This is a genomic window from Mycobacterium sp. E796 (genome assembly GCF_001672815.1).
In the GTDB taxonomy this organism is placed as follows: Bacteria; Actinomycetota; Actinomycetes; order Mycobacteriales; family Mycobacteriaceae; genus Mycobacterium.
The window spans coordinates 23,359-47,137 of the sequence record NZ_LZKK01000247.1 but is presented as its reverse complement, the minus strand read 5'-3'; the positions used below and the strand labels follow the sequence as shown (position 1 = coordinate 47,137).

General features: G+C 68.9%; 23 protein-coding genes and 1 tRNA gene. 13 read left to right on the top strand and 11 right to left on the bottom strand.

Annotated elements, in window-relative coordinates; all coding sequences use genetic code 11:
• The first annotated feature begins 3 nt into the window (after positions 1–3).
• The 6 genes from hadC to rplA all read left to right on the top strand — a co-directional run bounded on the left by hadC (position 4) and on the right by rplA (position 3,433).
• Positions 4–504 carry a (3R)-hydroxyacyl-ACP dehydratase subunit HadC gene (gene hadC, locus A5706_RS18575; protein ID WP_068133455.1) on the top strand — a complete coding sequence of 167 codons (501 nt, stop codon included), beginning with the start codon at positions 4–6 and terminating at the stop codon, positions 502–504.
• Positions 505–648: 144 nt separating this feature from the next.
• Positions 649–721: transfer RNA gene (locus A5706_RS18570), tRNA-Trp, on the top strand.
• Between the two features lie 98 nt (positions 722–819).
• Entirely contained in the window at positions 820–1,284 is a 465-nt protein-coding gene (gene secE, locus A5706_RS18565) for a preprotein translocase subunit SecE (protein ID WP_068133452.1), read from the top strand.
• A gap of 29 nt (positions 1,285–1,313) precedes the next feature.
• Positions 1,314–2,090, top strand: coding sequence for a transcription termination/antitermination protein NusG (nusG, locus tag A5706_RS18560; protein ID WP_068133450.1), 777 nt, complete (start codon positions 1,314–1,316; stop codon positions 2,088–2,090).
• Between the two features lie 84 nt (positions 2,091–2,174).
• On the top strand, positions 2,175–2,603 hold the full coding sequence (gene rplK / locus A5706_RS18555) for a 50S ribosomal protein L11 (protein ID WP_066907205.1): 429 nt from the start codon (positions 2,175–2,177) through the stop codon (positions 2,601–2,603).
• A gap of 122 nt (positions 2,604–2,725) precedes the next feature.
• Entirely contained in the window at positions 2,726–3,433 is a 708-nt protein-coding gene (rplA, locus tag A5706_RS18550; RefSeq protein ID WP_068133447.1) for a 50S ribosomal protein L1, read from the top strand.
• 13 nt (positions 3,434–3,446) lie between these two features.
• Here rplA and A5706_RS18545 read toward each other — a convergent pair whose 3' ends face one another.
• From A5706_RS18545 to A5706_RS18500, 10 genes are all read right to left on the bottom strand, one after another.
• Positions 3,447–4,664, bottom strand: coding sequence for an RNA polymerase sigma factor (locus tag A5706_RS18545; protein ID WP_068133443.1), 1,218 nt, complete (start codon positions 4,662–4,664; stop codon positions 3,447–3,449).
• Positions 4,665–4,671: 7 nt separating this feature from the next.
• On the bottom strand, positions 4,672–5,370 hold the full coding sequence (locus A5706_RS18540) for a YciI family protein (RefSeq protein ID WP_068133440.1): 699 nt from the start codon (positions 5,368–5,370) through the stop codon (positions 4,672–4,674).
• A gap of 95 nt (positions 5,371–5,465) precedes the next feature.
• Positions 5,466–6,365: a hydroxymycolate synthase MmaA4 gene (mmaA4, locus tag A5706_RS18535; RefSeq protein ID WP_068133438.1), complete on the bottom strand. Its 900-nt coding sequence runs from the start codon at positions 6,363–6,365 to the stop codon at positions 5,466–5,468.
• 87 nt (positions 6,366–6,452) lie between these two features.
• Positions 6,453–7,334 (bottom strand): methoxy mycolic acid synthase MmaA3, encoded by an 882-nt coding sequence (gene mmaA3, locus A5706_RS18530; protein ID WP_068133436.1) that lies wholly within the window; start codon positions 7,332–7,334, stop codon positions 6,453–6,455.
• A 116-nt stretch (positions 7,335–7,450) separates the two neighbouring features.
• On the bottom strand, positions 7,451–8,314 hold the full coding sequence (gene mmaA2, locus A5706_RS18525) for a cyclopropane mycolic acid synthase MmaA2 (RefSeq protein ID WP_068133433.1): 864 nt from the start codon (positions 8,312–8,314) through the stop codon (positions 7,451–7,453).
• A 36-nt stretch (positions 8,315–8,350) separates the two neighbouring features.
• Positions 8,351–9,211 (bottom strand): cyclopropane mycolic acid synthase family methyltransferase, encoded by an 861-nt coding sequence (locus A5706_RS18520; RefSeq protein ID WP_068133431.1) that lies wholly within the window; start codon positions 9,209–9,211, stop codon positions 8,351–8,353.
• 89 nt (positions 9,212–9,300) lie between these two features.
• On the bottom strand, positions 9,301–10,206 hold the full coding sequence (locus A5706_RS18515; RefSeq protein WP_068133427.1) for an alpha/beta fold hydrolase: 906 nt from the start codon (positions 10,204–10,206) through the stop codon (positions 9,301–9,303).
• A gap of 10 nt (positions 10,207–10,216) precedes the next feature.
• The gene (locus A5706_RS18510) at positions 10,217–11,563 is read right to left on the bottom strand and encodes an AarF/ABC1/UbiB kinase family protein (protein WP_068133422.1); all 1,347 of its coding nucleotides are present in this window, start codon (positions 11,561–11,563) and stop codon (positions 10,217–10,219) included.
• 52 nt (positions 11,564–11,615) lie between these two features.
• The gene (locus A5706_RS18505) at positions 11,616–12,563 is read right to left on the bottom strand and encodes an alpha/beta fold hydrolase (protein ID WP_068133418.1); all 948 of its coding nucleotides are present in this window, start codon (positions 12,561–12,563) and stop codon (positions 11,616–11,618) included.
• Positions 12,539–13,129, bottom strand: a complete 591-nt coding sequence (locus A5706_RS18500) for a DinB family protein (RefSeq protein WP_068133415.1) — start codon at positions 13,127–13,129, stop codon at positions 12,539–12,541. Before A5706_RS18500 ends, A5706_RS18505 begins: the two co-directional genes overlap by 25 nt.
• Before the next feature lie 58 nt (positions 13,130–13,187).
• Between A5706_RS18500 and A5706_RS18495 the strand changes: the two genes are divergently transcribed.
• The 5 genes from A5706_RS18495 to rplL all read left to right on the top strand — a co-directional run bounded on the left by A5706_RS18495 (position 13,188) and on the right by rplL (position 20,179).
• Positions 13,188–17,339 (top strand): NEW3 domain-containing protein, encoded by a 4,152-nt coding sequence (locus tag A5706_RS18495; RefSeq protein WP_068133410.1) that lies wholly within the window; start codon positions 13,188–13,190, stop codon positions 17,337–17,339.
• The gene (locus tag A5706_RS18490) at positions 17,336–17,953 is read left to right on the top strand and encodes a malonyl CoA-ACP transacylase (RefSeq protein ID WP_068133408.1); all 618 of its coding nucleotides are present in this window, start codon (positions 17,336–17,338) and stop codon (positions 17,951–17,953) included. Before A5706_RS18495 ends, A5706_RS18490 begins: the two co-directional genes overlap by 4 nt.
• A complete protein-coding gene (locus A5706_RS18485) occupies positions 17,953–18,876 on the top strand; it encodes an ROK family protein (RefSeq protein WP_068133405.1) in 924 nt (307 codons plus the stop codon). The genes A5706_RS18490 and A5706_RS18485 overlap by 1 nt, the downstream gene beginning before the upstream one ends.
• 241 nt (positions 18,877–19,117) lie before the next feature.
• The gene (gene rplJ, locus A5706_RS18480; RefSeq protein ID WP_068133403.1) at positions 19,118–19,741 is read left to right on the top strand and encodes a 50S ribosomal protein L10; all 624 of its coding nucleotides are present in this window, start codon (positions 19,118–19,120) and stop codon (positions 19,739–19,741) included.
• Between the two features lie 42 nt (positions 19,742–19,783).
• A complete protein-coding gene (gene rplL, locus A5706_RS18475; protein WP_068133400.1) occupies positions 19,784–20,179 on the top strand; it encodes a 50S ribosomal protein L7/L12 in 396 nt (131 codons plus the stop codon).
• A 51-nt stretch (positions 20,180–20,230) separates the two neighbouring features.
• Here rplL and A5706_RS18470 read toward each other — a convergent pair whose 3' ends face one another.
• Entirely contained in the window at positions 20,231–20,914 is a 684-nt protein-coding gene (locus A5706_RS18470) for a TetR/AcrR family transcriptional regulator (RefSeq protein ID WP_068133397.1), read from the bottom strand.
• 71 nt (positions 20,915–20,985) lie between these two features.
• Here A5706_RS18470 and A5706_RS18465 point away from each other — a divergent pair, with 71 nt between their 5' ends.
• Both A5706_RS18465 and A5706_RS18460 read left to right on the top strand, forming a co-directional pair.
• Positions 20,986–22,467 (top strand): carotenoid oxygenase family protein, encoded by a 1,482-nt coding sequence (locus A5706_RS18465; RefSeq protein ID WP_068133395.1) that lies wholly within the window; start codon positions 20,986–20,988, stop codon positions 22,465–22,467.
• Between the two features lie 161 nt (positions 22,468–22,628).
• Positions 22,629–23,642, top strand: coding sequence for an ABC transporter ATP-binding protein (locus A5706_RS18460; protein ID WP_068104611.1), 1,014 nt, complete (start codon positions 22,629–22,631; stop codon positions 23,640–23,642).
• The last annotated feature ends 137 nt before the right edge of the window (positions 23,643–23,779 follow it).

Sequence of the window (23,779 nt, the reverse complement as noted above, 5' to 3'; positions counted from 1 at the left end):
TCCATGGCTCTCAAAACCGACGTCCGAGGGATGACGTGGATCTACCCGGACTACTTCGAGATCGGCCGGGAGCAGAATCGCGCCTTCGCGCGGGCGATCAAGTGCACCGACCGGGCCTGCTTCGACGAGCAAGCGGCCGCCGAGTTGGGATACGGCGCCCTGGTCGTTCCGCTCACCTTTGTGTCGATCTTCGCGAAGATCATCCAGGACGATTTCTTCCGGAACGTCGATGTGGGCATGGAGACCATGCAGATCGTCCAGGTCGACCAGCGATTCCAATACCGCACGCCCTTGCTGGTCGGCGACAAGCTTTTCGGTCGTATGGACATCGAATCGGTGGACGAGCGTTTCGGCGCCGACATCGTCGTCACCAAGAACACCTGCACAAACGAGAATGGCGAGGTGCTGCTCCTCGCCTACACCACCCTGATGGGCCACGAGGGCGACAATTCCATCCAGCTCAGATGGGACAAGGAAACCGGCCAGGTCGTCAGAACCGCGTAATTAGTATCTGACTCCCACGCCGATGTACACTCGGACCTCGGGGTTTTCCCAGCATCAGCGCGCTTTCCGGGATTCGACTAATCGGGGAGCGCGCCTGTCATGTAAGCCCCGGCAGGTAAGCGCAGGTTGGCCTGCCAACCGCGAAGGGGCGTAGCTCAACTGGCAGAGCAGCGGTCTCCAAAACCGCAGGTTGCAGGTTCAAGTCCTGTCGCCCCTGCTGACGGACCCGTGCGGACCGTGCCATGGTGGACACTGGAAGAAGTGCCCCATCATGCGGGACGGCTCGCAGGAAACTAGCAAACAAAGGAGCATGCGGTGAGCGACGAGGGCGACGCTGCCAACGACGCCGCACGCGACGGCGGCGACACTGACGAGAGCCGCGACAGCGGCGGTCGGACGGCCGTGGTGACCCGGCCCCAACGGCCGACCGGCAAGCGGACGCGGCACCGCGTGGCCGACGACTCGGGTTCGTCCGTGGACGCGGAGTCGCCGGACGAGGTCGAGGTCGCCAAGGAGGGCAAGTCCAAAAAGGGCCGGACGGCTCGGACGGCCAAGGCCAAGACCGCGAAGAAGCCCGGCGCCCGTTCGGTCAACCCGTTCGCATTCGTCTACAACTACCTCAAGCAGGTCGTTGCGGAGATGCGGAAGGTGATCTGGCCCAACCGCCGGCAGATGCTCACCTACACCTCCGTGGTGCTGGCGTTCCTGGCGTTCATGGTGGCGCTGGTCGGCCTGGCTGATTTCGGCCTGGCCAAGCTGGTGCTGCTGGTGTTCGGCTGAGCTTTGAGTTATAGGAAGGACTGAAAACCGTGACTACCTTCGACGGTGACACGTCCGCGGGAGAAGCGGTCGACGTGCAAGACGTCGCCGAGACCACCGAGGCCGCCGAGACCAGCGAGACCCTCGAGACCCCCGACACTCCCGGCGAGGAGGCGCAGGCCCAGCCGAGCGAGGAGGTCGAGGACGACCCCGCCGCCGCGCTCAAGGCGGACCTGCGCAGCAAGCCCGGCGACTGGTACGTCATCCACTCGTACGCGGGATATGAGAACAAGGTGAAGGCCAACCTGGAGACCCGGGTGCAGAACCTGGACGTCGGCGACTACATCTTCCAGGTCGAGGTGCCCACCGAAGAGGTCACCGAGATCAAGAACGGCCAGCGCAAGCAGGTCAACCGCAAGGTGCTGCCGGGCTACATCCTGGTGCGGATGGACCTGACCGACGACTCGTGGGCCGCGGTGCGCAACACCCCGGGCGTCACCGGTTTCGTTGGGGCGACATCGCGCCCGTCGGCCCTGGCGCTCGACGACGTGGTGAAGTTCCTGCTGCCGCGGGGGGCGGCGAAGAAGGCCGCCAAGGGCGCGGCCAGCACCGCCACGGTCGCCGAGGCCGGTGGGCTGGAGCGTCCGACCGTCGAGGTCGACTACGAGGTCGGCGAATCGGTGACGGTCATGGACGGACCGTTCGCGACGTTGCCGGCCACCATCAGCGAGGTCAACGGCGAACAGCAGAAGCTCAAGGTGCTGGTGTCGATCTTCGGCCGCGAAACCCCCGTCGAATTGACGTTCAGCCAAGTCTCGAAGATTTAGTCCGGCGACGATGCGGGGCGGCGAACGCCCCGAGGAGGAGCCGGCGAATTCAGCGCAGTAGCAAGGAAGGAACCACAACATCTCATGGCCCCGAAGAAGAAAGTCGTTGGGCTGATCAAGCTGCAGATCCAGGCCGGGCAGGCCAACCCTGCCCCGCCGGTCGGGCCCGCGCTCGGCCAGCACGGCGTCAACATCATGGAGTTCTGCAAGGCGTACAACGCCGCGACAGAAAACCAGCGCGGCAACGTCATCCCGGTGGAGATCACGGTCTACGAGGACCGCAGCTTCACCTTCGCGCTCAAGACGCCGCCGGCCGCCAAGCTGCTGCTCAAGGCCGCCGGCGTGGGTAAGGGCTCGGCCGAGCCGCACAAGACCAAGGTCGCCAAGGTCAGCTGGGATCAGGTCAAAGAGATCGCCGAGACCAAGAAGGCGGACCTCAACGCCAACGACATCGACGCCGCCGCCAAGATCATCGCCGGTACCGCCCGGTCGATGGGCATCACCGTCGAATAGCACCACCCGTCGGGTGACGATGCGGGCCGGTACGGCCCGAGGAGGAATCCGACAGATCAGACCTCGTGGGAGGGCCAGCTTCGGCCCGCTAACCACGACCCAACACCAGATTGGATGAATCAATGAGCAAGAACAGCAAGGCATACCGCGCCGCCGCCGAGAAGGTGGACCGCGACAACCTGTACACCCCGCTTCAGGCGGCCAAGCTCGCCAAGGAGACGTCGTCGGCCAAGCAGGACGCGACCGTCGAGGTGGCGATCCGGCTCGGCGTCGACCCGCGCAAGGCCGACCAGATGGTCCGCGGCACCGTCAACCTGCCGCACGGCACCGGTAAGACGGCCCGGGTCGCGGTCTTCGCCGTCGGCGACAAGGCCGAGCAGGCGCAGGCCGCCGGCGCGGACATCGTCGGCAGCGACGACCTGATCGAGAAGATCCAGGGCGGGTTCCTCGACTTCGACGCCGCGATCGCCACGCCCGACCAGATGGCCAAGGTCGGCCGCATCGCGCGGATCCTAGGTCCGCGCGGGCTGATGCCGAACCCCAAGACCGGCACCGTCACGCCCGACGTCGCCAAGGCCGTGGCCGACATCAAGGGCGGCAAGATCAACTTCCGCGTCGACAAGCAGGCCAACCTGCACTTCGTCATCGGCAAGGCGTCGTTCGACGAGAAGAGCCTGGCGGAGAACTACGGCGCCGCGCTCGACGAGGTGCTGCGGCTCAAGCCGTCGTCGTCGAAGGGTCGCTACCTGAAGAAGATCACGGTGTCGACGACCACAGGCCCGGGCATCCCGGTGGACCCGGCCGTCACCCGCAACTTCGCGGAGGCCTGATTTCGCGGCTGACCTAACCGCCGCACTCGGCGATGCGGCGCCGCAGGAACTCGCGGCCCGGCTCGGAGCCGTTGGACTGCAACGCCGTTCGGTACCACCGCACGGCTTCGGCGGGCCGTCCCGCGCGCCGAAGCAGATCGGCGCGCAGCGTCGCGACGAGATTCGAGCGGCCCAGCCGGGGGTCGTCCGCCGCCCTGTCCAGCGCCGCCAGGCCCGCGTCGGGGCCGTCGCGGAAGCCGATCGCGATCGCGCGGTTGGCGCGGGCAACCGGGGAGTCCGTGATCGACAGCAGCCGGTCGTAGGCCGCGCAGATGGTGACCCAATCCGTTTGCTCCCAGGACGGCGCCGTCGCGTGCAGCGCGGCGATCACCGCCTGCGGCAGGTAGGGGCCGGTCGATCCTTCGGCCCGCCGTAATCGGTCCAGCCCGCGGGCGATGCGGCCGCGGTCCCAGCGGCGGCGGTCCTGCTCCTCGAGCGGCACCAAGAGCCCGTCGGCGTCCACCCGGGTCGCGCGCCGCGAATCGTGCAGCAGCACAAGGGCGGCCAGCGCGTGCGCCTCCGGCTCGTGCGGCATCAGCCCGCACAGCTCCTGTGCCAGCCGGACGCCTTCGTCGCACAGTTCGTCGCGGATCGCCGACGGGCCGGCGGTCGACCAATAGCCCTCGGTGAACACCGAGTAGATGCAGCCGAGCACGTGCGGTGTGCGCTCGGGCAGCAACTCGGCGGGTGGCACCCGCAGCGGGATGTTGGCGTGCCGAACCTTGTTCTTGGCGCGCGTGATTCGCTGGCCGACGGCCGCCTCGCTCTGGAGCAGCGCGCGGGCAATCTCGCCGACTGTCAGCCCGGACACCAACCGCAGCGTGAGCGCCAGCTGCGACGGCCGGTCCAGCGCCGGGTGCGCGCAGGTGAACATCATCCGCAGCTCGTCGTCGACGACGGGGTGCGGGTCGGTGTGATCGGTGCGCGCCCGAATCTCGTCAACCACTGCGGCCAATTCCTTTCCGGGGCGCACCGATTCGCGGCGCAGCCGGTCCCGCGCGCGGTTACGGGCGACGGTCACCAGCCAGCTGCCGGGGCTGTCCGGCACGCCGTCGCGAGACCAGGTGCGCAGCGCCTCGGCGCAGGCCTCCTGGACGGCGTCCTCCGCGACCGTGAGGTCGCCGGACCACCGCGCGAGCGCGGCGACGGCCGGACCCCACTCCCGGCGGAAGACGCCGTCCAGGCCCGTCATCGGCGAGCTAGAGCGCGGAGATCCCGGCCAGCTGCCGCAACTGCACGGTCGAGGCGGGGATCATCGACGCGACCTTGACGGCCTCGTCGCGATCCGCGGCGCCGAGGAGGTAGATGCCCGTGGCGATTTCGGCTCCCTCGACATACGGCCCGTCGGTGATCAGGACCTCGCCGTTGCGCACCCGCACGGTCGTCGCCGTGGACCGGTCGTGCAACGCGGCACCGCCGACGATGTGGTCGCCGGCGGCCGCGTGCAGATCGGCGTGCTTCGCGGCCATGGCCTCCCACTCCGGCGTGCCCGGCGTGTGTGCGGATTCGCCCGGCTCCAGCAGCAGCGCGAGCCAGTCGTTGCCGGTGAGCTTGCGGGACAGGTCAACCGAGTGGACCGCGGGCCACACTTCCACCGCCCCGAACTTGGCGAGCGGGACATCGCGCGCCAGCGCCAGCGCCTCGTCGAGGTTTTCCGCTTCGAACACGTAGAAGCCGCAGGCCACCTCCGCGGCCTCGGCGAACGGGCCGTCGGTGACGACCGGCGCGTCCGGGCCGCCGGAGATGACCACCGCCGCCGCGGCGGGGGCCAGCGCATCCCCAGACTTGATCGCGGGCCCGGCTTTGGCGTGGAAGTTCTCCCATTCGGCCATCGCGGCGGCCGCGTCTTCGGGTGAGCGGTCTTGCTCCTGGCTGATCAACAGTGCTACATACTGCATTTGTCGTCACCTCCGGTAGTGAGCGAAACCCTGTGTTCCACTCTCTACCTACTCGACGAACGGCGCAGCCCCGATCCGACAGTCGCCGCAAAAACTTAGGAGGCGGAGACGGCACCCGGCTTGAGGTAGGTCACCAGGCTGCAGTCGAGCAACTCGTAGTCGAAGTAGTACTCGCACCCGCGCAGGTACTTCATGTACCGCTCGTAGACCTCTTCGGAGGTGATTTCGATGGCCTTGTCCCGGTTGGCTTCGAGCGCATCGCCCCACATGTGCAGCGTTCTGATGTAGTGCGGCCGCAGCGAAAGCGGTTCGGGAACAACGAAACCGGCCTTCTCGCCATGCTCGACCATCATCTCGGTGGACGGCAATCGGCCGCCCGGGAATATCTCGGTGACAATGAACTTGATGAAACGCACCGTCTCGAAAGTGATCTTCTTGCCGCGGGCGGCCATGTCGTAGGGGTGGTAGCTCACGCTGCTTTGAATGGTCATCCGGCCGTCGTCGGGCATGATGTCGAAGCACCGCTTGAAGAAGTCGGGGTAGTTCTCATGGCCGAAGTGCTCGAAGGCCTCGATCGACACGATCCGGTCGACCGGGTCAATGAAGTCCTCCCAGCCGTGCAGGCGAACCTCGCGCGAGCGGCCGGTGTCGAGCGCCCCGAGCACCTGCTCGCTGCGGGCGTGCTGGTTCTTGGACAGCGTCAGGCCGATCACGTTGACGTCGTACTTCTCGACCGCGCGCTTCATGGTCGTCCCCCAGCCGCAGCCGATGTCAAGTAGCGTCATGCCCGGCTTGAGGTCGAGCTTGTCCAGGTTGAGATCGATCTTGGCCAGCTGGGCCTCCTCGAGCGTCAAATCCGGCGGCTCGAAGTAGGCGCAGCTGTACGTCCGGGTCGGGTCCTGGAACAGAGCGAAGAAATCATCGGAGACGTCGTAGTGCGCCTGAATGTCTTCGAAGCGCGTCCGCGTCTTCGTCGGGCTCGGTTGCTCAGCCATTCTCGTCTTGCTCTCCTGACATCACGTTCGCCGCCTGAAGTGCGGGTATGCCGCGTGGCGGTGTCTGGCCTGCAACGATACCCAAGGTCACTTCGCGAGCGTGAATTGGTTGCAGTCGACGTAGCCGGTCCTGAATCCCTTGGCGCAGCCGGTCAGATATTTCATGTACCGCTCGTAGACCTCTTCCGACTGGATCGCGATGGCCTCGTCCCTGTGCGCCTCGAGCGCCTCGGCCCAGAAATCCAGGGTCCGGGCGAAGTCCGGCTGCAGTGACTGCATGCGGACGATTTTGAACCCGGCCTTCTCCGAGTGTTCCTCGACTTTCTCGATCGTCGGCAGCCGGCCGCCCGGGAAGATGTCGGTCACGATGAACCTGATGAACTTGGCCAATTCCATCGTCACTGGGATGCCGCGCTCGATGAGCTGCCTTCCGTGCAACCCCGTGATCGTGTGCAGCAGCATCGCACCGTCGGCCGGCAGAGCCGCGTAAGCGTACTTGAAGAAATCGTCGTAGCGGTCAAAGCCAAAGTGCTCCAACGCTTCGATGACGACGATGCGGTCCACGGACTCGCCGAACTCTGCCCAATCCCGCAGCAGCACCCGTCGCGAACGCGTGCTGTCGACTCCATCGAGCAGTTGTTTGCAGTACGCATACTGGTTCTTGGACAGGGTCAGGCCGACGACGTTGACGTCGTAGCGCTCGATGGCGCGTTTCATCGTCGAGCCCCAGCCGCAGCCGATGTCGAGCAGCGTCATGCCGGGCTCGAGGCCCAGCTTGTCCAGCGTCATGTCGAGCTTGGCGACCTGCGCTTCCTGCAGGGTCATGTCCTCGCGCGCGAAGTAAGCGCAGCTGTAGGTGCGGGTTGGGTCGACAAACAGTGCGAAGAATTCGTCCGAAAGGTCGTAATGTGCCTGGACATCGTCCAGATTAGATCGCCTGTGCGTGGGGACCGGTGATTCGTCAGACATGTGTCCTCCCGATGGACGCACACCTTGACCAGGTGGCCATCCCCGGGGACCCTACACCGGGCCGAGCCGCATAATTTGCATTTAAGACCGCATGCCGCGGGTTTCTGGCGGTACCGCTACTTCTCCAGAGTGAACTGGTTGACATCGATGTAGCCGATCCGGAACGCGTCGGCGCAGCCGGTCAGGTACTTCATGTACCGCTCGTAGACCTCTTCGGACTGGATCGCGATGGCCTCGTCCCGGTGCGCCTCGAGGCCCGCGGCCCACAGGTCGAGGGTCCGGGCGTAATGCGGCTGCAGCGACTGCCGACGGGTCAACGTGAACCCCGCCTGCGCCGAACGCTCCTGGACCATCTCGATCGACGGCAACCGCCCGCCCGGGAAGATCTCGGTGACGATGAACTTGATGAACCGCGCCGTCTCGAACGTCAGCGGAATGCCGCGCTCGGCGCACTGCGGGCCCGTCAGCCCGGTGATCGTGTGCAGCAGCATCACACCGTCGGTCGGGAGGACTCTGTGTGCGAGCTTGAAGAAATCGTCGTAGCGGTCGTGGCCGAAGTGCTCGAACGCGCCGATCGACACGATGCGGTCGACGGGCTCGTCGAACTGCTCCCAGCCGGCCAGCAACACTCGCTTGCTGCGCGGGCTGTCCATGGCGTCGAACGATCTCTGCACATGGGCCGCTTGGTTTTTCGACAGCGTCAGGCCCACGACGTTGACGTCGTAGCGCTCGATCGCCCGGCGCATGGTGGCGCCCCAGCCGCAGCCGACGTCGAGCAGCGTCATGCCCGCCCGCAGACCCAACTTGCCCAGGGCCAGGTCGATCTTGGCGAGCTGCGCCTCTTCCAGCGTCATGTCGTCACGCTCGAAGTAGGCGCAGCTGTACGTCTGGGTCGGGTCGAGGAACAGGCGGAAGAAGTCGTCGGACAGGTCGTAGTGCGCCTGCACGTCGTCGAAGTGCGGCGTCAGATCCTTGGCCATGGCGTTATGTTCCTCCCTCGGTGCCGGCCGGTCACCTCACTTCGTCAGGGTGTACTGGCCCACGTTGGAGATGCCTTTGCGGAAGAGCTCCGCGCAGCCGGTGAGATAGCGCATGTAGCGGTCGTAGACCTCTTCGGACTGGATGGCGATCGCGCGTTCCCGGTTGGCCTCCAGGTTGGCCGCCCATATGTCCAGGGTCCGCGCGTAATGCGGCTGCAGGTACTGAATCTGCTCGATCGAGAATCCGCTGTCCTGCGCATAGTCAACGATGTCGGGTTCGCCGCACATCTGCCCGCCGGGGAAGATCTCCTTGCCGAGAAAATGGAAGAAACGCAGGTCGGACATCGTGATCGGGATGCCGCGGTCCTTCCATTCCGACTGCGGGTAGGTGAAGATGCTGTGCATCATCATCCGGCTGTCGGAGGGCAGGGTCTTGTAGGCCCAGTCCCAGAACGCGGGCCAGCGCTCCTTCTTGAACGCATCGAAGGCCTCGAAGCTCATGATCCGGTCGACGTGCTCGTCGAACTCCTCCCAGCCCTGCAGCCGGGCCTCGACCCGTCGGGTCGTCGGGAGCGCGGCCAGCCTGGCCTTGGTGCGCGCGTAGTGGTTTCGGCTCAGCGTGATGCCGATGACGTTGACGTCGTGCTTCTCGACCGCGCGGACCACGGCTCCGCCCCAACCGCAACCCACGTCGAGCAGCGTCATTCCGGGCTCGAGGTTAAGCTTGCCCAGCGCCAGATCCAGCTTGGCAAGCTGCGCCTCTTCCAGCGTCATGTCGTCGTTCTCGAAGTAGGCGCAGGTGTAGACCATGTTGGGGTCGAGGAAGAGAGCGAAGAAGTCGTCTGAGATGTCGTAGGTTGCTTGCGACTCTTCGTAATACGGCTTCAGCTTGGCCATCGGTACGTCCAACCTCCTTCGCCAACGGTACAACCCGGCGACTTCTCCGAAAAATCGGACGGAAACGTTATACAGCGAAGCTTTTCGGCTCAGTTGGCGTCAGCGAAGTTGCTAGTCAGCACGCCGATCAGCCGATCCCACAACTGCTGAGGCAGGTCGTGGCCCATACCGTCAAACAAGACTAGTCGAGCGCCGTCGATGGCGCGCGCGACGGCGCGGCCGCCGGAGGGTGGCATCAGCCTGTCCGCACGGCCGTGTATCACCACGGTCGGCGCGACCGTGCGCCGGTTGTAGGGCAGCAGGCTGCCGCTGGCCATGATCGCGCTGAAATGCCGGGCGACGCCCCAGGGGTAGTAGCTGCGTTCGTAACCCTCGATGGCCTCGGCGCGGACCTGCTCCTCGGGCGCGCGGTAGCGCGGGCTGCCGGTGATCTTGGTGACGCGCACGACGTTGTCGACGATCACGTCGAGCGGCGAGTCGGGCGGCGGTCCCTTGAGCACCGCAAGCAGGGCGCGCGGGGCGGGCGGCGGAAGGAACGGGCGATTGTTGCTGGAGAAGATGACCGCCAGGCTCTTGGTCCGCTCGACGAATCGCGCCGCGAAGACCTGCGCGATCATGCCGCCCATCGACGCCCCGACGATGTGGGCGCGGTCGATGCCCAGGTGATCCAGCACGGCGGCCGCGTCGTCCGCCAGGTCTTCCAGCGCGTACGCGGCCTCACCGCGCAGGCCGAACCAGAAGCGCAGCAGCCGGGGGACCAGGGGCTGGCCCGCGCCCGCCTTGGGCGTCTTGTCGGACAGGCCGACGTCGCGGTTGTCGTAGCGGATGACCCGCAGGCCCTGGGCGACGAGCTTCTCGCAGAACGCGGTCCGCCACAGCAGCAGCTGCGCGCCCAGGCCCATGATCAGTAGGACGGGCGGGTCGTCGACGTCGCCCATGTCCTCGTAGTAGAGCTTGAGGTCGCCGGATGTCGCGGCGCCGGTGCGGATTTCCATCGGGATAGCCCTAGACCTCCACGTCGGTCTGGTGCTCGCGGCTGACCTCGACCATGAAGTTGGCGAAGTAACCCGTCAGCTGCGGGTCCGACATCATCTGCCACTTCGGGGCGAGCAGCTTCATGTACCGCTCGACGTAGAGGAACTGCTTGCCGATGAGCACCAGCTCGCGGGGCAGCTTGACGTCGTAGGCGTCGGCCAGCGTCGACAGCTGCCGGCCGATGTCGGCGTAGGACATGTCGCCGAGCGTCTGCATGGTCAGCGGGGTGGCGAACTTCTCGAGGTCCTTGGCGGCCTGGGCCTCGGGCTTCACGGTGCCGACGGCGCCCATCAGCACCACGATCTTGCCGGCCGAGGCGTGGTCCTTCTTCACCAGCAGCGCGTACACCAGCTCGCGCAGCAGCCAGCGGGTGCGGGGGTCGATGCGGCCCATGATTCCGAAGTCGAAGAACACGATGCGGCCCTCGTCGTCGACGTAGAGGTTGCCGGCGTGCAGGTCACCGTGGAAGAGCCCGTGCCGCAGCCCGCCCTCGAAGAGGGAGAACAACAGCGCCTTGACCAGCTCGGTGCCGTCGAAGCCGGCCTTGCGGATGGCGGCGACGTCGTCGATGCGGATGCCGTGCACCCGTTCCATGGTCAGCACCCGGTCGCTGGTGAAGTCCCAGTGCACCTGCGGCACCCGGATGTTCTTGCCCAGCGGAGAGGCGTGCAGGTGCGACACCCAGGCCTCCATCGACTGCGCCTCGAGGCGGAAGTTCAGCTCCTCGGCCAGGTTGTCGGAGAAGTCGGCGACCACGTCCTGCGCCGAGAGCCGACGGCCGAGCTTGGCCAGCTCGACCGCCTGGGCGAAGCGCTTGAGGATCTGCAGGTCGGCGGCGACCCGGCGGCGGATGCCCGGTCGCTGGATCTTGACGACGACCTCCTCGCCGGTGTGCAGGGTGGCGTAGTGCACCTGCGCGATCGACGCCGACGCGAACGGCGTTTCGTCCCACTTGGCGAAAAGCTCGGCGGGGTCGGCGCCAAGCTCTTCGACGAAGAGCTTGTGCACCTCTTTGGCGTCGGCGGGCGGCACCCGGTCGAGCAGGCCGCGGAATTCGCGCGACAGCGACTCGCCGAACGCGCCGGGGCTGGACGCGATGATCTGCCCGAACTTCACGTAGGTGGGACCCAGGTCGGCGAACGTCTGCGGGAGCTGCTTGATGACCTTCTGCTGCCACGGGCCCTTGCTGGGCAGCTTGGTGAGGATGCTTGCGGCGGCGCGGGTGACCTGCCAGCCGGTGGCTGCTACCCGGGCCGCTTCGACCGGCAACGGCACCCGGTCGAGCTTGGCCACCTCGCGGTGTTTGGTAGTAGTCATCTGTGCAGTCTGCCAAATCGAGACTGTCAAGTCCCAATTCCTGTGAGCGCGCTCACGGGTTCTCGCCGAGGGCGAAGTTCTCGGTGAGCGTTTCGATGATCGGCCGCCAGACCGGTTTGGGAAGGTCGTGTCCCATCCCGTCGACCACGACGAACCGCGCGCCGGGGATGGCCGCGGCGACGGCGCGCCCGTTGCGCGGCCGCACCATCGGGTCCGCCGAACCGTGTAGCACGACGGTCGGGGCGGTGATCGCCTTGCTGTAACCCAGCAGGCTGCCGGTGCCCAGCACGGCGTCGAATTGGCGCAGCATGCCCGGCGGGTAGCTGCAGCGGTCGGCGAGTCGGCGCACCCGGTCGCGCAGCTCGGCCTCCGGCGGCAGGAAGTTGGGGCCGTTGAACACCGCGACGTTGCGCACCTCGAAGGCCAATTTCTCCTCGGGCGAGGCGTCTTTGGCCGGCGGATCGAAGGCCAGCCTGATGACGCGCCAGGCCGGCAACGCGGCGAACGGCTTGCCGGTGCTCGACATGATGATGCCCAGCGAGGCCACCCGGTGCGGCTCAGTGGCGGCCAGGATCTGGGCGATCATCCCGCCCAGCGAGGCGCCCACCACGTGCGCCCGGCCGATGTCCAGATGGTCCAGCAACGCCACCACGTCGCCGGCCATGTCAGTCAGCGTGTAGGGCACCGGGCTGGGCCGGCCCAGCAGGTAGCGCCCGACGCGCCGGTACACCGAGCCGGCGGCCCGCAGCCCGTGCATCTTGCCCGACAGCCCGGTGTCGCGGTGGTCGAAGCGGATGACGCGGTAACCGGCGTCGAGGACTTGCGCGCAGAACCCGTCGGGCCACATGGGCAGCTGGGCGCCCAGGCCCATGATGAGCAGCGCCGGCGGCGCGGCCGGGTCGCCGAGATCCTCGTAATAGAGCTCGACCGGGCCGTGCGGCGTCTCGCGGCGCGCGACGCCGCTTCGGATTTGCCCTATTTCCGCCAGGGCTGGACCCATCCTTCGATCTGCCAATTTTCCAGCCCGGCGATCAGCTCGTACATGGTGGCGCCGTCGATGGATTCCCGAACGATGTCGGCGTGCCCCGCGTGGCGGGAGAGCTCGTTGATCACGTGCAGGATCACCCAGCGCACCGACCAGGCCTTCTGGTCCTTCGGGAACCAGGGGATGTCCTGCGGCACGGGCACCGTGGCGTCGAGGTCGGCGGTTTCGACGAGCCGCAGTGACTCCGCGTTCTGCGTCTCGAACGCCCTCAGCAGCCCGGCCAGCGTCTCGTCGGGCCGCATCACGTGCTGGTCGCCGAACTCCTTGGCGATCTGCTCGAACGGCCGGGGATCCCTCGGCGGCAGGTCCGGCGCGGCGGCGACGCGGGCCATCCAGTTGCGTTGCATGGCCGTGACGTGCTTGACCAGCCCGCCGACCGACAGCGCGCTGACCGACGGCGTGGAGCGGGCCTGCTCGTCGGTGAGACCGTAGGAGACGGCGAAATAGGCGCTTTGGTGGAACGCCAGGAATTCGCGCAGGGCGTTGCGTTCGTCGGTGACCGGCGGGGCGAGTGCGGGCATGGCCCGATCCTAGGTCGAGATGCCGACACATCGGCCGGTTGCGCCGTAAGGTGCGGGGATGCAGCTGATTTCGGCGGGCTCGACCGAGCTGTTCGTCGGGCCGCCGGACGCGCCGCTGCAGCTCGCGCGCATCGGCGTCGCGGGCTGCGCCGAGCCGACACCGATCCGCATCGACGGCGACGGCCTGAGCGGGGAGGCCATCGCCCGGCCCGGGAGCGACGTCGTCGAGGTCCCGGTCGCGGTCGAGCGCCCGGTCGTCGGCGAGCGCCGAGCCGCGCGGGCGCGCGCCGGGCGCGTCAGCAGGCCATTCGAGTTCGACATCGCCGAGCCCGGGTGGACGATGTTCATGGTCAGTCACTTTCACTACGACCCGGTCTGGTGGAACACCCAGGGCGCCTACACCAGCGAATGGGCCGAGGACCCACCGGGGCGGCAGGCAAACGGCTTCGCGCTGGTCCGAGCGCACCTCGAGATGGCCCGCCGCGAGCCCGAGTACAAGTTCGTGCTGGCCGAGGTGGACTACCTCAAGCCGTACTGGGACACCCACCCCGAGGACCGCGCCGACCTGCGCCGGTTCATCGAGCAGGGCCGCGTCGAGGTGATGGGCGGCACCTACAACGAACCCAACACCAACCTCACCAGCCCGGAGACGACGATTCGGAACCTGGTGCACGGCATGGGTTTTCAGCGCGGTGTCCTCGGCGCCGACCCGGCCACCGCGTGGCAGCTCGACGTGTTCGGCCACGACCCGCAATTCCCCGGGCTGGCCGCCGACGCCGGCCTGACGTCCAGTTCTTGGGCGCGGGGACCACACCACCAATGGGGCCCGGGCGGCGACGTCGAAGCCATGCAGTTCTGCAGCGAGTTCGAGTGGATCGCGCCGTCGGGCCGCGGCCTGCTCACGCACTACATGCCCGCGCACTACGGGGCGGGCTGGGGGATGGACGAGTCGGCCTCGCTCGCCGAGGCGGAGGACGCCACGCTCGCGCTGTTCCGTCGGCTCAAGAAGGTCGCGCTGACGCGCAACGTGCTGCTTCCCGTCGGGACCGACTACACGCCGCCCAACAAGTGGGTCACCGCGATCCATCGCGACTGGGCGGCGCGCTACACCTGGCCGCGGTTCGTGTGCGCGATCCCGCGGGACTTTTTCGCGGCGGTGCGCGCCGAACTCGCGCAGCGCGATTGCCGGCCGTCGCCGCAAACCCGGGACATGAACCCGATCTACACCGGCAAGGACGTGTCCTACATCGACACCAAACAGGCCAACCGGGCCGCCGAGAACGCCGTGCTTGCCGCCGAGCGCTTCGCCGTGTTCGCCGCGCTACTGGCCGGCGCCGCGTACCCGCAGGCCGCGCTGGCGAAGGCGTGGGTTCAGTTGGCCTACGGCGCGCACCACGACGCCATCACCGGCTCGGAATCCGACCAGGTCTACCTCGACCTGCTGATCGGCTGGCGCGACGCGTGGGAGCTGGGCCGCACCGCCCGGGACAACTCGCTGGCGCTGCTGTCGGCCTCGATCGGAGGTGATGTTGTCGTGTGGAACCCGTTGGCACACAAGCGGACCGACATCGTCACCGCCCGGCTCGGCGCGCCGCTCGGCCCCGGGGTGCGCGTGCTCGATCCCGACGGCACCGAGCTGCCGGCACACGTGGAAGACGACGGGCGGTCGGTCACCTGGTTGGCGCGCGACGTGCCGTCGCTGGGCTGGCGGGCCTATCGACTGGTGCCGGCGGGCGAAGCCGCCGGCTGGGAGCCGATGCCCGGCTTCGAGATCGGCAACGAGCACTCTCGGCTTCGGGCCGACCCGGCGCGCGGCGGGGGGATCGTGTCCCTGGTTTCCGGCGGCCGGCAGCTGATCGCGGCGGGCCGCCTGGGTAACGAGCTGGCCCTCTACGAGGAATACCCGTCGCATCCCAGGCAGGGGGAGGGTCCTTGGCACCTGCTGCCCAAGGGGCCGGTGGTGTGCTCGTCGGAGTCGCCGGCGCGGGTGCGGGCCTACCGGGGCCCGCTCGGTCAGCGCCTGGTGGTGCGCGGCCGCATCGGCGCGCAGCTGCGCTACACGCAAACCCTGACGCTGTGGAACGGGCTGGCGCGGCTCGACTGCCGCACAACCATCGACGAATTCACCGGCGAGGACCGGTTGTTGCGGCTGCGCTGGCCGTGCCCGGTGCCGGGCGCCATGCCGGTCAGCGAGGTGGGCGACGCCGTCGTCGGGCGGGGCTTCGCGCTGCTGCACGACGGGGCCCGCTCGGTGGACACCGCGCGGCACCTGTGGACGCTGGACAACCCGGCCTATGGCTGGTTCGGCCTGTCGTCGGCGGTCCGGATTCGGGTCGGCGCCGAGATCCGGGCGGTGTCGGTGGCCGAGGTGGTGTCGCCGGCGGAGGCGCTGTCCGGGCCGCTGGCGCGCGAGCTGATGGTGGCGCTGGCGCGCGCCGGCGTCACGGCCACCTGCAGCGGCGCCGACAAGCCGCGCTACGGCTGCCTCGACGTCGACTCGAACCTGCCCGACGTCCGGATCGCGCTGGGTGGGCCCGCCCGCAACGTGTTCGCCAAAGCCGTTCTGGCGCAGGCGGACCCGGAGTACTCGGCCGAGCTCGAGCGTCAGCTGGCGGAGACGGGGCGGGCCAGGGTCTGGGTGCCGGCCGCCACGCCGTTGGCCGCGGTCTGGGTGCCCGGTGCGGACTTGCGCGCGCCGCTCGCGCTGCCGGTCCTGGTGCTCGACGCGGCTGACGAGGACGGCCTGACCGGCGCGATCGCGTCGCTGGTCGACGACCTCGGGAATGCCGAGATCCCGGTCCGCCAGCGGCCGCCGTCGGGCCTGGAACCCTTCGAATCCCGTACCGTCGCGCTGCTCAACCGCGGGATGCCCAGCTTCGCCGTCGAGACCGACGGCACGCTGCACACCGCGCTGATGCGGTCCTGCACCGGCTGGCCGTCGGGCACCTGGATCGACGATCCGCGCCGCACGGCGCCCGACGGCTCGAACTTCCAGCTCCAGCACTGGACCCACGTCTTCGACTACGCGCTGACTTGCGGCGACGGCGACTGGCGCGAGGCCGAGATCCCCACGCGCAGCGCGGAATTCGGCCACCCGCTGCTCGCCGTCGTGCCCGGCGAAGGGGAGGGTGCGCTGCCGTCGACCGGGTCGCTGCTGAGCGTCGAGCCCGCCGGCTCGGTCCAGCTGGCCGCCCTCAAGGCCACCGGCAACCCGCTGGCGGCGGGCAGCGCCAGGCCCGTCGACCCGAGCGCGGTGGCCCTGAGGTTGGTGCAGACGACCGGGCAGCCCACCCGCGTCGACCTGACCTCCGATGCGGCCATTGTGCGCGGCCTCGCCTACGCCGACCTGCTGGAGGAGCGGCAGCGACGCGCGGAACCGGTCGACCTGCACGGCTATCAGGTGGCCACCGTGCTGGCCCACCTCGAAACGCGAAGCACAGCAACGGGTTTCGCGCAGCTGGCGCCGGAGGCCGAGGCCGCGCAGCCGCTATACGCGCGCTACTGGCTGCACAACCGCGGACCCGCGCCGCTCGGGGGACTGCCGGCCGTCGCGCACCTGCACCCGCAGCGGGTGACCGCCGAACCGGGCGGCGAGGTGGCGTTGCGGCTCACCGTGGCCGGCGACTGCACCGACGCCACGCTGGACGGCGAGGTGACGGTGCTGTGTCCGGACGGCTGGTCGGCCACTCCGGCGGAGCTGCCGTTCACGCTGCACGCGGGCGACCACCGTGAGGCCGACGTGGCGGTGCGCATCCCGGCGCGCGCGCAGCCCGGGCTCTACCCGCTGCGCGCCCGGCTGTGCCTGACCGGGGACGTCCCGGCGGCGTGGCGACAGGAGGTCGAGGACGTGTGCGTGGTGCAGGTCGGCGCGCACGCCGATGCCCATGGGCGCGAGCTGGTGTACCTCGTCGACGGGCCGCGCGACGTCGAGCTCGCGGCGGGCCAGACCGCCCGGCTGGCGGTGACCGTCGGCACCCACGCCCGCGCCGCGCTGGCGCTGGAGGCGCACCTGATCAGCCCCTGGGGCACCTGGGAGTGGATGGGGCCCGCCGCGCTCGGCGCGGTGCTGCCCGCCCGCGGCACGGTCGAGCTCGGCTTCGAGCTGAGCCCGCCGCCGTGGCTGGATTCCGGCCAGTGGTGGGCGCTGGTCCGGGTGGGCTGCGCGGGCCGACTGCTGTACTCGCCGGCGGTGCGGGTGACGGTGACATGAGCGCCGGTCCGGTGGCGACCGTGGCCGGCGAACCGGTGCCCGTCGACGAGGTCGATGCGGCCGAGGCACGGCTGCGTCGCGGGCGTGGGGCGGACGCGCTGCCGGCGAGGGGCACCGCGGAGGGCAGGCAGCTGCGGCGCTGGCTCACCCAACTGATCGTGACCGAGCGGGTGGTCGCCGCCGAGGCCGCCGCCCGCGGCCTCACCGCCGCCGGCGCGCCCGCCGAGGCCGAGCTGCTGCCCGACGCGACCGCGCGGCTGGAGATCGGCAGCGTGGCCGCCGCCGCGCTGGCGGACCCGTTGGCGCGCGCGCTGTTCGCCGACGTCACCGCCGCGATCGGGGTCGGCGACGACGAGGTGGCCGGCTACCACGCCCGCAACCCGCTGCGCTTCGCCGCGCCGCGCCCCGGACCGCACGGCTGGCGGACCCCCGCGCAGGCCGCGCCGCCGCTGGCGGAGGTGCGCTCGGCGATCGCCGAGAACCTGCGGGGCGCCGCGCGCCGGCGTGCCTTCCGGGTGTGGCTGGACGCGCGACGGGCCGCGCTGGTCCGCCTCGCCCCCGGCTACGAGCACCCGGGCGACCCACGCCAGCCCGACAACACCCACCGCCACTGATGGCCGCCCTCACGCTCTGCCTCGACATCGGCGGCACCAAGATCGCCGCCGGCCTGATCGATCCGGGCGGCGCGCTGGTGCACACCGCCATCCGGCCCACCCCGCCCGGCGGCTCCGCGGAGGAGGTGTGGGCCGAGGTCGCCGCGAGCGTCGCCGACACGCTGCGCGTCGCCGGCGGCGGCGTCACCGCGGTGGGCATCGCCTCGGCCGGCCCCATCTACCTGCCCGCCGGAACCGTCAGCCCGGTGAACATCCGGGCCTGGCGCGGCTTCCCGCTGCGCGACCGCGTCGCGGCCATGATTCCCGGGGCCCCGGGCGTGCCCGTCCGCCTCGGCGGCGACGGCGTGTGCATGGCGCTGGGCGAGCACTGGCTCGGGGCGGGCCGCGGCGCCCGCTTCATGCTCGGCATGGTGGTGTCCACCGGCGTGGGCGGGGGATTGGTGCTCGACGGCGTTCCGTACACCGGGCGCACCGGCAACGCCGGCCACGTCGGTCACGTGGTGGTCGAGGATGACGGCCAACCGTGCGCGTGCGGCGGGCGCGGCTGCGTCGAGACCGTCGCGTCCGGACCGTGGATGGTGCGCTGGGCCCGGGAAAACGGGTGGGCCGCCCCGCCCGGCGCGGGTGCCCGGGACCTGGCCGCCGCGGCGGCGGCCGGGGACCCGGTGGCGCAGCGGGCGTTTCGGCGGGGCACCACCGCGCTCGCGGCGATGATCGCGTCCGTCGGGGCGGTCTGCGACCTCGACCTCGTCGTCATCGGCGGCGGTGTGGCCAAGTCCGGGGACCTGCTCTTCGACCCGCTGCGGGCGGCGCTGGCCGAGTACGCCGGGCTGGAGTTTCTGGCCAGCCTGCGGGTGGTGCCCGCGGCGCTCGGGGGCGAGGCCGGCCTGATCGGCGCGGCCAGGCTGGCCGCGCTCGTGTAGCCGTTTTGGCTGACCGCGGGGCTTCGGGCTATCCTGGTTGCCGATCCACCGAAGACCGTCGGTCACCGAGCAATCGGTTGAAGGTCCGGGAACATCCCGGCGGCCCACGCAGGAGGACGAGGCAGTACACCGGCGCACGCCGGTGCATATTCACGCCCCGGCCGCTTCCTGCGCCGGGGCGTACTTCGTTTTGAGGCGCTCCTCGGTGAATCACCGACAACTTTGACCTCAGGAGGCATGCATGGCCAGGGCTGACAAGGCCACCGCCGTTGCAGACATCGCGGAGCAGTTCAAGGACTCGACGGCCACCCTGATCACCGAGTACCGCGGTTTGACGGTGGCCAACCTGGCCGAGCTGCGCCGCTCGCTGGCGGGATCGGCCACCTACACGGTGGCCAAGAACACGCTGATCAAGCGGGCCGCAGCCGACGCCGGCATCGAGGGCCTCGATGAGCTGTTCGCCGGCCCGACGGCCATCGCGTTCGTCAGCGGCGAGCCGGTCGACGCCGCCAAGGCGATCAAGACGTTCGCCAGGGAGAACAAGGCGCTGGTCATCAAGGGCGGCTACATGGATGGCCACCCGCTGAGCGTCTCCGAAGTCGAGCGCATCGCGGACCTGGAGTCCCGCGAGGTGCTGCTGGCCAAGCTGGCCGGCGCGATGAAGGGCAACCTGGCCAAGGCGGCCGGCCTGTTCGCCGCCCCTGCCTCCCAGATGGCCCGGCTGCTGGCCGCCCTGCAGGAGAAGAAGCCCGCCGAAGCCGCTGCGCCGGAGCCTGCCGCAGCGGCCGCTGAGGAACCCGCGGCACCCGCGGAACCCGCGGCGCCCGCCGAGGAAACGCCCGAAGCACCGGCCGAAGCCGAATAACAACCAACCCGCAACTTAGGAAAACAAGGAAGGACCCACACCATGGCCAAAATCTCTAGCGACGACCTGCTCGACGCCTTCAAGGAAATGACCCTGCTGGAGCTCTCGGACTTCGTGAAGAAGTTCGAGGAGACCTTCGAGGTCACCGCGGCCGCCCCGGTCGCCGTCGCCGCCGCCGGTGGTCCGGCCGCGGGTGGCGCGCCCGCCGAGGCCGCCGAGGAGCAGTCGGAGTTCGACGTCATCCTCGAGGCCGCCGGTGACAAGAAGATCGGCGTCATCAAGGTGGTCCGCGAGATCGTCTCCGGCCTGGGCCTCAAGGAGGCCAAGGACCTCGTCGACGGCGCGCCCAAGCCGCTGCTCGAGAAGGTGGCCAAGGAGGCCGCCGACGAGGCCAAGGCCAAGCTCGAGGCTGCCGGCGCCACCGTCACCGTCAAGTAGTTCTGCTTCGCGACGACCCCCGGGACTGCGGTCCCGGGGGTTTTCGTGCGCTCAGCCCGCGCCGAACGCCGCGCGGAACGACTGCCGAATCCTTTCGGGCGAATCTCCCAGGGCGACAAAAAGATTGGTGAACAGCGCGCCGAGCACCGGCCGCACCGCCGCGCCGTCGTCGCCGTAGAAGCCGGCGAGTTCGAGCAATACGAAACCGTGCGTCAGTGCCCAGAACTGGGCCGCTATGGCGACCACCGACTCGTCGTCCGCGCCGCCAACGTTGATCCGACCGGTCAGCCCCGACCGGTGGACCGCACGCACCAAGTGCGAGAAGCTCGGGATGTCCCGCTCGATGTCGGCAACCGTCAGTTTCAGGACGTTTCCCGCCGGGGCGTTGATGCCATGGGCGCTGGTGCTGCCGAACATCAGCCGGTACATGTGGGGGCGGTCGATCGCGTAGCCGCGATAGGCCATCCCGATGGCCAACAAGTCCGCCACCGGGTCGTCGGTCTCGGGCACCGCCAGCGCGGCTTCGAACTGACGCAGGCTCTCCTCGGCGACCGCGGCGATCAGCCCGCGCATCCCGCCGAAATGGGTGTAGACCGCCATCGTCGAGGTCCCCGCCGCGCCGGCCACCCTGCGGGTCTGCAGCGCGTCGGGCCCGTTTTCGTCGAGCAGCTTGACGGCGGCGTCGAGCAACTCGTCGCGGACGCCGCGTACGGCGGGCTCAAGCTCTGAAGTCATTCTTGCCATCTTCTCATCGGGCGCGTACGGTCACAATAACGCTGAAATAACAATGTTATAGGAGCTCAGCAATGACGACTACGGAAACCGTCACGTCCGGGAATCCTTATCTCGAGGGCTTTCTGGCGCCGGTGGGCGCCGAGGTCACCGCGACCGACCTGGAGGTCACCGGGCACATCCCGGAGCACCTTGACGGGCGCTACCTGCGCAACGGACCGAACCCGGCCGAAGAGGTCGACCCGGCGACGTATCACTGGTTCAGTGGCGACGGCATGGTGCACGGCGTCGCGCTGCGCGACGGCAAGGCCCAGTGGTATCGCAACCGCTGGGTGCGCAGCCTCTCGGTGTGCGCCACCCTCGGCGAGCCGGTGCCGGACCGCCTCAACCCGCGGGCGGGCATGCTGTCCTTCGGCGCCAACACCAACGTGCTGACGCACGCCGGCCGCACCCTGGCGCTGGTCGAGGGCGGGGCCGCCAACTACGAGCTGTCCGACGAGCTCGACACCGTCGGAACCTGCGACTTCGACGGCACCCTGGAGGGCGGGTACGCCGCCCATCCGCACCGCGATCCGCACACCGGCGAATTGCACGCCGTGTCTTACTCTTTCGCGCGCGGCCGCACCGTGCAGTACTCGGTGATCGACAACCGCGGGCGGGCCCGCCGCACGGTCGACATCGAGGTGTCCGGGTCGCCGATGATGCACGACTTCTCGCTGACCGAGAAATACGTGGTGATCTACGACCTGCCGGTGACGTTCGACCCGGTGCAAGTGCTGCCGGCGAACGTCCCGCGCTGGCTGGGCGTGCCGGCCCGGCTGGCGCTGCAGTCGCTGATCGGGCGGGTCCGGGTGCCGGGCCCGATCACCGCGATGATGAACCGCAACCCGAAGCACGACGACCGGATGCCGTACGCCTGGAACCCCGGCTACCCGGCGCGCATCGGCGTCATGCCCCGCGAGGGGGCCAACTCCGACGTCCGCTGGTTCGACATCGAACCCTGTTACGTCTACCACCCGCTCAACGCCTACTCCGAAATGCGCGGCGGCGCAGAGGTTTTGGTGCTCGACGTGGTGCGCTACGCGCGGATGTTCGACCGCGACCGGCGCGGCCCCGGCGACACCGCGCCCAGGCTGGACCGCTGGACCATCAACCTGGCGACCGGCGCGGTGGCCACCGAATGCCGCGACGACCGGCCCCAGGAATTCCCGCGGATCAACGAGACCCGCCTCGGCGGGCGGCACCGCTACGGCTACACCGTCGGCGCGTCGTTCCAGGGCGCCGAGGCACCGCTGTACAAGCACGACTACGTCACGGGGTCGGCCACGGTGGCCGCACTCGACCCCGAGCTTTTGCTCGGCGAGATGTCATTCGTGCCGAACCCCGCGGCGGCCGCCGAGGACGACGGCATCCTGATGGGCTACGGCTACCACCGCGGCCGCGACGAAGGGCAGCTGGTGCTGCTGGATGCGCAGACCCTCGAGTCGGTGGCTACCGTGCACCTGCCGCAGCGGGTCCCGATGGGCTTCCACGGCAACTGGGCGCCCTCCGGCTAACACTCGCGTCGAATAGGGGGCGAGGCGCCGAGTCTCAGGTCGGGCACTTTTTGCCAGCGGTCCGATCCAAGCCTGATGCGGGGTGCCTGACGTGCGCTACAGTGACTGATGCCACACAAAAGGGCAGGTGGCGGGCACGAGCGTTGACGGAAGGATTCCCCATGGGCGTCGCAATCGAGGTGAGGGGACTCACGAAGTCGTTCGGTCCCTCGAGAATTTGGGAAGACGTGACGCTGGATATCCCCGCCGGGGAGGTCAGCGTCTTGCTCGGGCCGTCGGGTACCGGCAAATCAGTGTTCCTGAAGTCCCTCATCGGTCTGCTGCGCCCGGAGCGCGGCTCGATCATGATCGACGGCACCGACATCCTCGAGTGTTCGGCCAAGGAGCTTTACGAGATCCGCACGCTGTTCGGCGTCATGTTCCAGGACGGCGCGCTGTTCGGTTCGATGAACCTGTTCGACAACGCGGCGTTCCCACTACGCGAGCACACCAAGAAGAAGGAAAGCGAGATCCGTGACATCGTCATGGAGAAGCTGACGCTGGTGGGCCTCGGCGGCGACGAGAAGAAGTTCCCCGGTGAGATCTCGGGCGGTATGCGCAAGCGCGCCAGCCTGGCCCGGGCGCTGGTGATGGACCCGCAGATCATCCTGTGCGACGAGCCCGACTCCGGTCTGGACCCGGTTCGTACGGCCTACCTCAGCCAGCTGATCCTCGACATCAACGCCCAGATCGACGCCACCGTCTTGATCGTGACGCACAACATCAACATCGCCCGGACCGTGCCGGACAACATGGGCATGTTGTTCCGCCGCAAGCTGGTCATGTTCGGGCCGCGGGAGGTGCTGCTGACCAGCGACGAGCCCGTCGTGCGGCAGTTCCTCAACGGCCGGCGCATCGGGCCGATCGGCATGTCCGAGGAGAAGGACGAGGCCACCATGGCCGAGGAGCAGGCCCTGCTGGATGCCGGCCACCACGCCGGCGGCGTCGAGGAGATCGAGGGGGTGCCGCCGCAGATCACCGCGACGCCGGGCATGCCGGAGCGCAAGGCCGTCGCGCGGCGCCAGGCCCGGGTGCGCGAGATCCTGCACACTCTGCCCAAGAATGCTCAGGCAGCGATCCTCGACGACCTCGAAGGCACCCACCGGTTCAAGGCCAACGAGTTCGGCGGGTCGTAAAAATTTGGAATAACGCGATAACACGGTGCAACTTGCCGCCCCGCCCTCTTGACGACCGGGCCTAAACGGGTCAGTCTGTTGGGCAGCATGTACCCACGGGAAGTCGAGATCGCGAGCCAGCGCCGATGTCCCTGGGT

Excerpts from the sequence above, each read along its gene's own strand:
- hadC (WP_068133455.1), top strand. The coding sequence starts at position 4 with ATGGCTCTCAAAACCGACGTCCGAGGGATGACGTGGATCTACCCGGAC.
- rplK (WP_066907205.1), top strand. The coding sequence starts at position 2,175 with ATGGCCCCGAAGAAGAAAGTCGTTGGGCTGATCAAGCTGCAGATCCAG.
- rplA (WP_068133447.1), top strand. The coding sequence starts at position 2,726 with ATGAGCAAGAACAGCAAGGCATACCGCGCCGCCGCCGAGAAGGTGGAC.
- A5706_RS18545 (WP_068133443.1), bottom strand. The coding sequence starts at position 4,664 with ATGACGGGCCTGGACGGCGTCTTCCGCCGGGAGTGGGGTCCGGCCGTC.
- A5706_RS18540 (WP_068133440.1), bottom strand. The coding sequence starts at position 5,370 with ATGCAGTATGTAGCACTGTTGATCAGCCAGGAGCAAGACCGCTCACCC.
- mmaA4 (WP_068133438.1), bottom strand. The coding sequence starts at position 6,365 with ATGGCTGAGCAACCGAGCCCGACGAAGACGCGGACGCGCTTCGAAGAC.
- mmaA3 (WP_068133436.1), bottom strand. The coding sequence starts at position 7,334 with ATGTCTGACGAATCACCGGTCCCCACGCACAGGCGATCTAATCTGGAC.
- mmaA2 (WP_068133433.1), bottom strand. The coding sequence starts at position 8,314 with ATGGCCAAGGATCTGACGCCGCACTTCGACGACGTGCAGGCGCACTAC.
- A5706_RS18520 (WP_068133431.1), bottom strand. The coding sequence starts at position 9,211 with ATGGCCAAGCTGAAGCCGTATTACGAAGAGTCGCAAGCAACCTACGAC.
- A5706_RS18515 (WP_068133427.1), bottom strand. The coding sequence starts at position 10,206 with ATGGAAATCCGCACCGGCGCCGCGACATCCGGCGACCTCAAGCTCTAC.
- A5706_RS18510 (WP_068133422.1), bottom strand. The coding sequence starts at position 11,563 with ATGACTACTACCAAACACCGCGAGGTGGCCAAGCTCGACCGGGTGCCG.
- A5706_RS18505 (WP_068133418.1), bottom strand. The coding sequence starts at position 12,563 with ATGGGTCCAGCCCTGGCGGAAATAGGGCAAATCCGAAGCGGCGTCGCG.
- A5706_RS18500 (WP_068133415.1), bottom strand. The coding sequence starts at position 13,129 with ATGCCCGCACTCGCCCCGCCGGTCACCGACGAACGCAACGCCCTGCGC.
- A5706_RS18495 (WP_068133410.1), top strand. The coding sequence starts at position 13,188 with ATGCAGCTGATTTCGGCGGGCTCGACCGAGCTGTTCGTCGGGCCGCCG.
- A5706_RS18490 (WP_068133408.1), top strand. The coding sequence starts at position 17,336 with ATGAGCGCCGGTCCGGTGGCGACCGTGGCCGGCGAACCGGTGCCCGTC.
- A5706_RS18485 (WP_068133405.1), top strand. The coding sequence starts at position 17,953 with ATGGCCGCCCTCACGCTCTGCCTCGACATCGGCGGCACCAAGATCGCC.
- rplJ (WP_068133403.1), top strand. The coding sequence starts at position 19,118 with ATGGCCAGGGCTGACAAGGCCACCGCCGTTGCAGACATCGCGGAGCAG.
- rplL (WP_068133400.1), top strand. The coding sequence starts at position 19,784 with ATGGCCAAAATCTCTAGCGACGACCTGCTCGACGCCTTCAAGGAAATG.
- A5706_RS18470 (WP_068133397.1), bottom strand. The coding sequence starts at position 20,914 with ATGACTTCAGAGCTTGAGCCCGCCGTACGCGGCGTCCGCGACGAGTTG.
- A5706_RS18465 (WP_068133395.1), top strand. The coding sequence starts at position 20,986 with ATGACGACTACGGAAACCGTCACGTCCGGGAATCCTTATCTCGAGGGC.
- A5706_RS18460 (WP_068104611.1), top strand. The coding sequence starts at position 22,629 with ATGGGCGTCGCAATCGAGGTGAGGGGACTCACGAAGTCGTTCGGTCCC.